This is a genomic window from Candidatus Pseudomonas auctus, from assembly GCF_048654275.1.
Taxonomy (GTDB): Bacteria; Pseudomonadota; Gammaproteobacteria; order Pseudomonadales; family Pseudomonadaceae; genus Aquipseudomonas; species Aquipseudomonas pharyngis.
Genome location: NZ_JBJYZK010000020.1, coordinates 83,810 through 93,588, shown reverse-complemented (window position 1 = coordinate 93,588; position 9,779 = coordinate 83,810). Strand labels below are relative to the sequence as shown.

Annotated in this window: 9 protein-coding genes; 3 read left to right on the top strand and 6 right to left on the bottom strand. The window is 59.5% G+C overall.

The genetic code is table 11. The annotated features are described in order from the left end of the window. Window positions 1-129: 129 nt before the first annotated feature. On the bottom strand, window positions 130-1,278 hold the full coding sequence (locus ACKUG4_RS26925) for an acyl-CoA dehydrogenase family protein (RefSeq protein ID WP_445435188.1): 1,149 nt from the start codon (window positions 1,276-1,278) through the stop codon (window positions 130-132). 246 nt (window positions 1,279-1,524) lie between these two features. Here ACKUG4_RS26925 and ACKUG4_RS26920 point away from each other — a divergent pair, with 246 nt between their 5' ends. Next, the gene (locus tag ACKUG4_RS26920; protein ID WP_445435189.1) at window positions 1,525-2,421 is read left to right on the top strand and encodes a GlxA family transcriptional regulator; all 897 of its coding nucleotides are present in this window, start codon (window positions 1,525-1,527) and stop codon (window positions 2,419-2,421) included. Window positions 2,422-2,483: 62 nt separating this feature from the next. On the opposite strand, the gene zapE is transcribed toward ACKUG4_RS26920, so the two are convergent. From zapE to ACKUG4_RS26905, 3 genes are all read right to left on the bottom strand, one after another. Further along, window positions 2,484-3,578: a cell division protein ZapE gene (gene zapE / locus ACKUG4_RS26915; RefSeq protein WP_064599321.1), complete on the bottom strand. Its 1,095-nt coding sequence runs from the start codon at window positions 3,576-3,578 to the stop codon at window positions 2,484-2,486. Window positions 3,579-3,668: 90 nt separating this feature from the next. After that, window positions 3,669-5,024 carry a tryptophan--tRNA ligase gene (locus ACKUG4_RS26910; protein ID WP_085649199.1) on the bottom strand — a complete coding sequence of 452 codons (1,356 nt, stop codon included), beginning with the start codon at window positions 5,022-5,024 and terminating at the stop codon, window positions 3,669-3,671. A 24-nt stretch (window positions 5,025-5,048) separates the two neighbouring features. After that, on the bottom strand, window positions 5,049-5,678 hold the full coding sequence (locus ACKUG4_RS26905; RefSeq protein WP_236191470.1) for an alpha/beta hydrolase: 630 nt from the start codon (window positions 5,676-5,678) through the stop codon (window positions 5,049-5,051). A 144-nt stretch (window positions 5,679-5,822) separates the two neighbouring features. Here ACKUG4_RS26905 and ACKUG4_RS26900 point away from each other — a divergent pair, with 144 nt between their 5' ends. Beyond that, window positions 5,823-6,257, top strand: coding sequence for a Z-ring associated ZapG family protein (locus tag ACKUG4_RS26900; RefSeq protein ID WP_039766275.1), 435 nt, complete (start codon window positions 5,823-5,825; stop codon window positions 6,255-6,257). 67 nt (window positions 6,258-6,324) lie between these two features. Here ACKUG4_RS26900 and ACKUG4_RS26895 read toward each other — a convergent pair whose 3' ends face one another. Beyond that, the gene (locus ACKUG4_RS26895; protein WP_007956806.1) at window positions 6,325-7,056 is read right to left on the bottom strand and encodes a YiaD family glycine zipper/OmpA-like lipoprotein; all 732 of its coding nucleotides are present in this window, start codon (window positions 7,054-7,056) and stop codon (window positions 6,325-6,327) included. A gap of 114 nt (window positions 7,057-7,170) precedes the next feature. Further along, the gene (locus ACKUG4_RS26890) at window positions 7,171-7,815 is read right to left on the bottom strand and encodes an MBL fold metallo-hydrolase (protein ID WP_236191466.1); all 645 of its coding nucleotides are present in this window, start codon (window positions 7,813-7,815) and stop codon (window positions 7,171-7,173) included. Window positions 7,816-8,015: 200 nt separating this feature from the next. On the opposite strand from ACKUG4_RS26890, the gene ACKUG4_RS26885 reads away from it, so the two are divergent. Beyond that, the coding region (locus tag ACKUG4_RS26885) for a M10 family metallopeptidase (RefSeq protein WP_445435187.1) at window positions 8,016-9,779 on the top strand (1,764 nt) is incomplete at its 3' end.

Sequence of the window (9,779 nt, the reverse complement as noted above, 5' to 3'; positions counted from 1 at the left end):
CCTCATGAAAAATCAGAGCGAATACCAACCCAATTTAAGGTTGCAGGGTTCCCCTGCAACATAGAATCTCCCACAGGTACAGCGTGATCCTTGTGGGAGCGAGCCTGCTCGCGAAGGGGGTCAGTCAATTCACTGCAAAACTCGAAGCGACCGCGCAATGATCTCCTTCATGATTTCATTGGTCCCGGCATAGATCCGCTGCACCCGCGCATCCGCCCAGGCCCGGGCCACCGGGTATTCCCACATGAAACCGTAGCCACCATGCAGTTGCACGCACTCATCGAGCACCTTGCATTGCAGATCGGTCCCCCAATACTTGGCCATCGCCGCTGTCGGCACGTCGAGCTTGCCTTGCAGGTGCAGCTCCAGGCAGCGGTCGACGAACACTCGGCCGATCTGAATCTCGGTGGCCATTTCCGCCAGTTTGAAGCGGGTATTCTGGAAGTCGGCAATCGACTTGCCGAACGCCTTGCGCTCGCGGGTGTAATCCAGCGTCCACTGGAGCGCCGCCTCGGCTGAAGCCAGACCGCCAATCGCCACAGTCAGACGCTCCTGCGGCAGCTCCTGCATCAGATAGGCAAATCCCGCCCCGGCCTGACCCAAGAGGTTTTCCTTCGGTACGCGCACGTCCTGGAAGAACAATTCAGACGTGTCCTGCGCCTTCATTCCGACCTTCTCCAGGCGCTTGCCCTTGTCGAAGCCCGGGGTGTTCGCCTCCACCAGAAACAGGCTGGTGCCTTTGGCGCCGGCCTTGGGGTCAGTCTTGGCGACGACGATCACCAGATCAGCCAGGAAGCCATTGGTGATAAAAGTTTTCGAACCGTTGATCACATACTCATCGCCATCCAGTACCGCCGTGGTCTTGACCCCTTGCAGGTCGGAACCGGCGCCCGGCTCGGTCATGGCGATCGCGGTAACCATCTCGCCAGACACCAGTTTCGGCAGGTACTTCCGTTTCAGCGCCTCGCTGCCGTAATGCAGGATGTACGGCGCAACGATGTCCGAATGCAGCGAGAAACCGATGCCGGTCAGGCCCAACCGGCCGACTTCCTCGATCACCACCGCACTGTAGAGAAAGTCCGCCCCCAACCCGCCGTATTCCTCCGGCAAGTGCGAACAGAGCATCCCCGCCTCCCCCGCCTTGTTCCATAGTTTGCGGTCGATGTAGCCTTGCTTTTCCCATTGCCCATGGAACGGCACGGCCTCTTTTTCGAGGAATGTTCGTACGCTGTCGCGGAACAATTCGTGCTCGGAGCTGAACAAGGTTCTGGGAATCATGCGGCACCTTTTCTTTATTGTTGGACGGATCAGACCTTCAGAGACTAAGCCTCACTTCCGATACAGGACACTGGACACATCCGACAAAAAATAAGACGATCCAGCCGTCTGGTGACCACTTTCCCTTATAAAAACAAAAGTTGAATTATGTCCAAGCACGTCTCCCCGCCCTTGCGGCGCGTCAGCATCCTGGCGATCGACCGGGTTTTCGCTTCCACTCTCATGCAAGCCAAGGATTTCTTCCATCTGGCCAGCCTGCGTTACGGCAAACAACTGGGCCACGGCCTGACTCCGGCGTTCGAAACCCGCCTGGTCAGCCCCGACGGCAAACCGGTGAACAGCTTCAGTGACGTGATCATGCCGGTGGACGGCGGCCTGGAAAACGCCGACGTCATCATCCTCCCGGCGTTCTGGGACGATTTCGATACGCTGTGCCAGCGTTATCCACAGGTCCTGCCGTGGCTGCGCGAACAGCATGCCCGGGGCGCCGTGCTCTGTGGCGAGGCCACCGGGGTGTTCTGGCTGGCCGAGGCCGGATTGCTCAACGGCAAGGAAGCGACCACCTACTGGCGTTTCTTCAACGCCTTCGCCGAGCGCTTCCCGCAGGTCTATCTCAATCAGGACAAGCACCTGACCGACGCCGATAACCTGTATTGCGCCGGCGGTACCACCTCGGCCTGCGATCTCTACATTTACCTGATCGAGCGCTTCTGCGGCGCCAACGTGGCCCAGGCAGTAGCTCGCGACATTCTCTATGAAGTGCAGCGCAGCTACGCCCCGGGACGCATCGGTTTCGGCGGTCAGAAGCTGCACCAGGACGTGATCATCCTGCAGATCCAGCATTGGCTCGAAGAGCATTTCGCCGACAAGTTCCGCTTCGAGGACGTGGCGCGGGAGCACGGCATGAGCATCCGCAACTTCATGCGCCGCTTCCAGACCGCCACCGGCGACAAGCCGCTGCACTACCTGCAACGGCTGCGCATCGAGACCGCCAAAGGGCTGTTGTCCGGCAGCCGCAAGAGCATCAAGACCATCAGTTACGAAGTCGGCTACGACGATGCGAGCTTCTTCGCACGGCTGTTCCGCCAGCACACCGAACTGTCGCCGAACCAGTATCGACAGCAGTTTCAGCAGGCTGCCTGACGACTCGACCAGACACAAAAAAGGGCCTGCATCTGCAGGCCCTTTTTGTTTGCCGAATCCGCTTAAGGCTTGTGTGCCCGGGACAGGAATTCGTGCGATTGCATCTCCAGCAGACGGCTGAGGGTACGCTGGAACTCGAACGTCAGACGCCCGCCGGTGTACAGGTCTTTCAACTCGACTTCGGCAGAAATGATCAGTTTGACGTTACGGTCGTAGAACTCGTCGACCATGTTGATAAAGCGTCGGGCGATGTCGTCGGTGGTGACGCTCATCTGCTCCACGCCACTGAGCAGCACGGCATGGAAGATCTTGCCCAATTCGATGTAGTCGTTCTGGCTGCGCGGGCCGTCGCACAGTTCGCGGAAGTCGAACCAGGCCACGTCGTCGCAAGTGCGCAGGGCCCGGATTTCGCGGTTCTCGATGATCAACACATCGTTTTCCACCGCCGCCGTGCATTCCGGCGTCAGCGCGCGGAAGCTCTTGCGCAGGCTTTCATGAGCGGCTTCGTTGAGCGGGAAGTGGAACAACTCCGCCTGTTCGAGATGGCGCAGACGGTAGTCGACGCCGCTGTCGACGTTGACGATCTCGGTGTTCTGCTTGATCAGCGCGATGGCCGGCAGGAAGCGCGCGCGTTGCAGGCCGTCCTTGTACAGACCGTCCGGCACGATGTTCGAGGTGGCGACCAGGGTCACGCCGTTCTTGAACAGCTCTTCCATCAGCGTGCCGAGGATCATGGCGTCGGTGATGTCGGAGACGAAGAATTCATCGAAGCAGATGACCCGCGATTCAGTCGCGAAGCGCTTGGCGATGATGGTCAGCGGGTTTTTCTCGCCGCCGAGGGTTTTCATCTCTTCGTGCACACGCTTCATGAAGCGGTGGAAGTGGGTACGGGTCTTTTCCTTGAATGGCAGCGCCTCGAAGAAGGTGTCCACCAGGTAAGTCTTGCCGCGACCCACGCCGCCCCAGAAATACAGACCCTTGACCGGTGTCTGATCCTTTTTGCCAAACAGCTTGCCCAGCAAACCCGGCTTGTTCTGCTCGGCCGCGATCAGATCGTCGTACAGGCGTTGCAGATGACGAACGGCAGTTTCCTGCGCGGCATCATGGAAGAAGTCCGGGCGTTTCAGATCAGCTTGATATCGTTCTAGGGGCGTCATAATTCGTTAGCAAGGCAACAAAAACGGGCCGTCACTGTAGCGATGGCCCGTGGGAATGGCAATCGGCCCTTGGTCGGGCCGAGCCGTTGATTATTCCTGAACCGGTGTCAGAGCGATCCGCAAGGCCTCGACAGCTGCATCCCGCGCAGCCACGTCGGCGAACGCCGGGCTGTCGCCGACGCACTCGCCTTCCAGCCAGACACTGAAGCCCAGGCCTTCGCTACGTACATCCAGCGCCTGACCCGATTGCAGCTGCTTGGTCACCTGACCGGCGGTTTTACCGTCGGCGAAGTTGCGCGACAGCAGCAGTTGCTCGCCGTCAGCCGCCAGCAGACGGAAACGGAAGCTGCCGTCGTCTTCACGGAAGCTGACGAAACGTGCGGCTTTCGCAGCTTTCTTCTTGGTGGTTGCGGCCACCTGAACCTGATTGACGAAGGAACGCAGGCCGACCGCTTCGCGCAGCTCGTTGAGGAACGGCGTCGCCACCGCACGGGCCTTCTGGGCGCCGTGTTGCAGGATGTCTTCCAGATCTGCCGGACGCTCGATCAACTGGTGATAACGCTCGCGGGACTCGCCCAACTCGTTGTCGAGCAACTGGAACAGACGGTTCTTCGCCTCGCCCCAACCCAGACCGCCCAGCAGCTCGCTGCGGAACTCGTCGGCCTGCGCTGGCGTGGAGAAAGCCTGGAACAGGGTGAACAGGTGCGAGTTGTCCGGATCCTTGGCTTCGCCCGGCGCGCGGGAGTCGGTAACGATGCGCGAGATCGCGTCCTTCATTTCCTTGGCGCTGGAGAACAGCGGGATGGTGTTGTCGTAGCTCTTGGACATCTTGCGACCGTCCAGGCCCGGCAACGTGGCCACGCTTTCCTCGATCAGCGCTTCAGGCATGGTGAAGAATTCCTTGCCCTGGCCAAACAGGTGGTTGAAACGCTGGCCGATATCACGGGCCATTTCCACGTGCTGGATCTGATCGCGACCGACCGGCACCTTGTGCGCATTGAACATCAGAATGTCCGCCGCCATCAGCACCGGATAGCTGTACAAGCCCATGGTGATGCCGGCATCCGGGTCTTCGCCGGTCTCGACGTTCTTGTCCACCGAAGCCTTGTAAGCATGGGCGCGGTTGAGCAGGCCCTTGGCGGCGACGCAGGTCAGCAGCCAGGTCAGCTCGGGGATTTCCGGGATGTCGGACTGACGATAGAAGGTCACGCGATCCACATCCAGGCCACCGGCCAGCCAGGTCGCGGCGATTTCCAGACGCGAGCGCTGGATGCGCAGCGGGTCATCGCACTTGATCAGGGCGTGATAGTCGGCCAGGAAGTAGAACGAATCGGCATGGCTGTCGCGGCTGGCGAGAATCGCCGGGCGGATGGCGCCGGCGTAGTTGCCCAGGTGCGGGGTGCCGGTGGTGGTAATGCCGGTGAGGATGCGGGTACGGTTCGTCATGGGTAATCGCTTGTCAGACTGCAATCAATTCGAGAGACGCGGCAGGATCAGATCCTTGAGATCGGTCAGCTTGCCATGAAAAAAGTGTCCGCATTCTGCCACTTTCAGCAGCTCATGGGGGCGCTGGAGTTTTTCAGACCAGTCGTAGACCAGCTGCGGATCGATCACTTCGTCGGTTTCCGGCTGGATCACGGTCAGCTCGCCCTTCTGCGGCAGTTGATCCTGCTCGCCCAGGCGCATCACCGCCGGCGCGACCATGAACAGATGCTTGAGCTGAATGCCTTGGGCTTCCAGACGGCCGCCGAGACTTGCTGCAACAAATCCACCGAAAGAGAAACCGAACAGGGTCAGCGGTAGATCCGGATGCTTTTCCAGCAACCAGGCGGCAGCGGCCTGGGCGTCGTCGACCTCACCAGTGCCCATGTCATGGGAACCTTCGCTGGCTCCGACGCCGCGATAGTTGAAGCGCAAGGTGATCAGGCCCGCGTCGCGCGCGGTGCGCTGCAGGGTCGAGACGACCTTGTTGAGCATGGTGCCGCCCTGCACCGGGTTCGGATGGCAGATCAACGCGATGCCGCGCGGCTGCTCGTTGTCGAGGTACAGGCTCTCAAGTTGACCCACCGGGCCATCAATCACTACAGGGGTTTCACGCATCAGCAAGGAAGGAACTCCGTGACCTCGAATCGGGTCGACTCGTCTAGCAAATTGTCTGTGCCAGTCTATTGCGAGTGAATCGCGGTATACAGCGCAGGTTCGAGCCGTTAACGTAAAGCAAAGCCGTTTATAGAGGAAGGACTCGTGGAACACTCGCTCTTAGTTTGGTTGTTACCGACTCTTGCCCTGGTTGTGGGTGTCGCCATTGGTTTCCTGATCGCTCGCGTTGCGCCGAACGCCGCGCCCAGCCGCACGCAGCGTCAACTGGACGATATTCAGGAACGTTTCGACAGTTATCAGAACGAAGTGGTGACCCACTTCAACAGCACCGCCAATCTGGTCAAGAAACTGACCCAGAGCTATCAGGAAGTGCAGGATCACCTCGCCGAGGGTGCCAACCGTCTGGCCCTGGATGAGCAGACTCGTCAGCGCCTGCTGGCCTCGCTGCATTCCGAAGCAGCACAGGCCCCACGGGAACGCCTGACGCCACCACGGGATCAGGAACCGCCGCGTGACTACGCGCCGAAGACCCCGAATTCGCCGGGCATGCTTGATGAGCATTACGGCCTGAAGAAGTAATCAGCCTTCGCGCCAAAAAAAAGCCCCCGGACAATCAATTGTCCGGGGGCTTTTTTGTAGCTGGCGGTTACGGGTACTGCTGAACCGTGCCCGGTTGTTGCTGACCACCGTACTGCTGGCCCGGGATCGCCTTGAGGTTGACCTCGACGCGGCGGTTCTGCGCCCGGCCGTTGACGTCACCGTTGCTGGCGATCGGATTATCCGGACCGGCACCGCGGGCACTCAGGTTGGCACCGCTGACGCCTTGCGAGGTCAGATAGGTCGCCACGCTCTGCGCTCGGCGCTGGGACAGGTCCATGTTGTGCTGACGGCTACCCGTGCTGTCGGTGTAGCCGACGATTTCGATCTGATTCTGGTTGAACTCCTTCAGGGAGTTGGCCAGGTTGTTCAGCGGTTGATAGAAGCTGGAAGCGATGTTCGCCGAATCGGTGGCGAAGGTGATGTTGCCCGGCATGATCAGCTTGATCTGGTCACCCTGACGCTGCACTTCAACCCCGGTGTTGGCCATGCTGGCGCGCAGTTTTTTCTCCTGCTGGTCGGCGTAGTAGCCGTAACCGGCGGCCGAGGCACCGACCACGGCCGCGCCAATCAGCGCACCCTTGCCGCGGTTGTTGTGGTCGATGGCGGCACCGGCCAGCGCGCCGGCCAAAGCACCGAGGCCACCGTATTTGGCGGTTTTGCTCATGCCTTGGGAGCCACCGTCGGCCTGACCCTGATTGTCATACGGGTTGGGCGAGGCGCAGCCGGACAAAACGGCCACGGCAGTAGCGACAATAATCAAACGACGCGTGGTGAACATGGAGTGCTCCTACATTTTGCATTCTGTGGTGCAGCGGACATTGGCAACTGGCCCGTGCGGGCGTTGGATCATGACAATGCACAAAAATTCCACTGGGCACCCGTGACAAAATGTTTAGGCACGCACAAATGGATTCTCGCGCATTTCATCCCCCAGGCGCGTATCCGGCCCATGTCCGGCCACAACAGTCGCGTCTTCATCCAGGGTATACAGCCGCTGCTTGATCGATCGCACGATGGTCGCCTGATCGCCGCCCCACAAATCCGTGCGCCCTACTCCGCGACGAAACAACGTGTCGCCGGCTATCAACAGCTTAGCCTCGGAAAACCAGAAGCTCATGGAACCTGGTGTATGCCCCGGCGTGTGCAGCGCCACGCCGCAACCGCAGGCCAGTTCTTCGTCGTCGCTCAACCAGCGATCTGGCGACGGCACGGGCACATACGGCACACCGAACATCTGGCATTGCATTTCCAGGTTGTCCCACAGGAATTGATCTTCCTTGTGCAGGTGCAGAGTCGCGCCGGTTTTTTCCTTCATCTGCCCGGAAGCGAGAAAGTGATCCAGATGCGCGTGGGTGTGAATGATGCTGACGACTTTCAGGCCCAGCGCATCGAGGCGCGCCATGATCAGATCAGGGTTGCCGCCGGGGTCGACGACGATGGCTTTCTTGGTCAACGGGTCGCCAATGATGGTGCAGTTGCACTGCAAAGGGCCGACAGGGAAGGTTTCGCGGATGAGAGAAGGCGTTACAACTGACATGAAAAATCCTCGACAGACGGCGGACAGCATTTTTTCAGGATTCTACTGCACGCGCCGATACAGAGTGCCAGGCCAGTAATTTGACGCCACTAATCAGAAATAGTGGCCCTATGATGTCAAATGTATAAATTCTGGTGCAAAATCGCGTTTTTTTGTAGCGGCCGCATTCAGGAAGGGTCGCATAGCTCTCAGGAAATCCTATGCCAACGCCCAAGACGTATTCGATCAGTTTGCCCTCCACGCTGACAGGCAATGCCCTCGTCGACAGCCTCATCTCCGGCACCTATTGGCTGGGAGCCAACTGGAGTCCGACTGGGCCGACCAACCTGAGCTATAGCTTCATGGCACCGGTCACTTCGTATTTCGTGACCGATTACAGCCCCGACAACGAATACAACGCACTGTATGAGCTCACGGCCGGGCAAAAAACCGCAATCACCAGCGCGCTGGGCGCCTGGAGTGCCGTCGCCAACCTCAACTTCACGCTGACCACCGACACCCTTTTCAACGTCGGTGACATGCGTTTTGGCGGCTATCGCTTGATGGACGACAAGACCGCTGCGTGGGCTTACTTCCCGGCCAATACGCCAGTCGCCGGCGATGTCTGGATCGGTCCGCAGACCAATGATCCGAACCCGGGCAAAGGCACCTACGACTACATGACGTTCGTGCATGAAATCGGCCATGCGCTGGGACTCAAGCACCCGTTCGACGCCAGCTCGACCAACAAGACCCTGCTCGACCCGACGCTCGATGATGTTCACTTCACGGTGATGAGCTACAACAGCAATTATTCCTACCAGCCAACCACGCCAATGGTGCTGGACATCATCGCGATCCAGAGCCTGTATGGCGCCAACATGGCGTGGCAGGCCGGTGACACTGTTTACAAGTGGGCAGCCAACCAGTCGATTTTCGAGACCATCTGGGATGGCGGCGGCAACGACACCATCGATGGCAGCAACCAGCTCGCGGCCGTCAGTATCAACCTCAATGAAGGCGCTTACAGCCAGATCGGCAAGGCGTTCATCGATTACAACAACCAGACCGCGATTAATGACGGGCTGGCGATTGCCTACGGGGCCAAGATCGAGAACGCCATCGGTTCTGCGTTCAACGACATCCTCACCGGTAACGCACTGAACAACACGCTTGATGGCGGCGCAGGTGCCGACACCATGTCCGGTGGCGACGGCGTCGACACCTACTACGTCGACAACGTCGGCGATGTAGTAATCGAAACCGATGCCTCGCTGACCGCCCTTGACCGCGTATTCGCGTCCATCGATTACACCCTCGGCAACAACGTCGAAAACCTGATCCTGACCGGCACCGGCAACCTCAACGGTACCGGCAACTCGGTCAATAACCGCATCACCGGTAACGATGGCAATAACATCCTTGATGGCAGCACAGGCGCTGACACATTGATTGGCGGACTCGGCAACGACACCTATATCGTCGACAACGTCGGCGACACCATCGTCGAAACCAGCACCCTGGCCGGCGAGATCGACAGTGTCTGGTCGTCGGTCGACTTCACCTTGAGCGCCAACATAGAAGTCCTCTCGCTTTCCGGTACCGCCAATCTCAACGGCACCGGCAACAGCGGCGTTAACTACATCAATGGTAATTCGGGCAACAACATCCTCGATGGTGGCGCGGGTGCCGACGTCCTGAATGGCGGCTTGGGCAATGACACTTATATCGTCGACAACATCGGCGACACGGTGACTGAAAGCAGCACGCTGGCCAGCGAAATCGACACCGTGCGCGCGTCGGTGGACTGGACTCTGGGCGCCAACCTGGAAAACCTCGTGCTTACCGGCGATGCGATCAACGGCACCGGTAACGCGCTGGACAACACGCTGACCGGTAACGCTGCAGCCAACACCCTCAATGGCGGCGCAGGTGCCGACACCATGATCGGCGGTGATGGCGTCGACACCTACTACGTCGACGAC

What these genes read in the sequence shown, in the direction of transcription:
- ACKUG4_RS26925 (WP_445435188.1), bottom strand. Translation starts at nt 1,278, where the DNA reads ATGATTCCCAGAACCTTGTTCAGCTCCGAGCACGAATTGTTCCGCGAC.
- zapE (WP_064599321.1), bottom strand. Translation starts at nt 3,578, where the DNA reads ATGACGCCCCTAGAACGATATCAAGCTGATCTGAAACGCCCGGACTTC.
- ACKUG4_RS26910 (WP_085649199.1), bottom strand. Translation starts at nt 5,024, where the DNA reads ATGACGAACCGTACCCGCATCCTCACCGGCATTACCACCACCGGCACC.
- ACKUG4_RS26905 (WP_236191470.1), bottom strand. Translation starts at nt 5,678, where the DNA reads ATGCGTGAAACCCCTGTAGTGATTGATGGCCCGGTGGGTCAACTTGAG.
- ACKUG4_RS26895 (WP_007956806.1), bottom strand. Translation starts at nt 7,056, where the DNA reads ATGTTCACCACGCGTCGTTTGATTATTGTCGCTACTGCCGTGGCCGTT.
- ACKUG4_RS26890 (WP_236191466.1), bottom strand. Translation starts at nt 7,815, where the DNA reads ATGTCAGTTGTAACGCCTTCTCTCATCCGCGAAACCTTCCCTGTCGGC.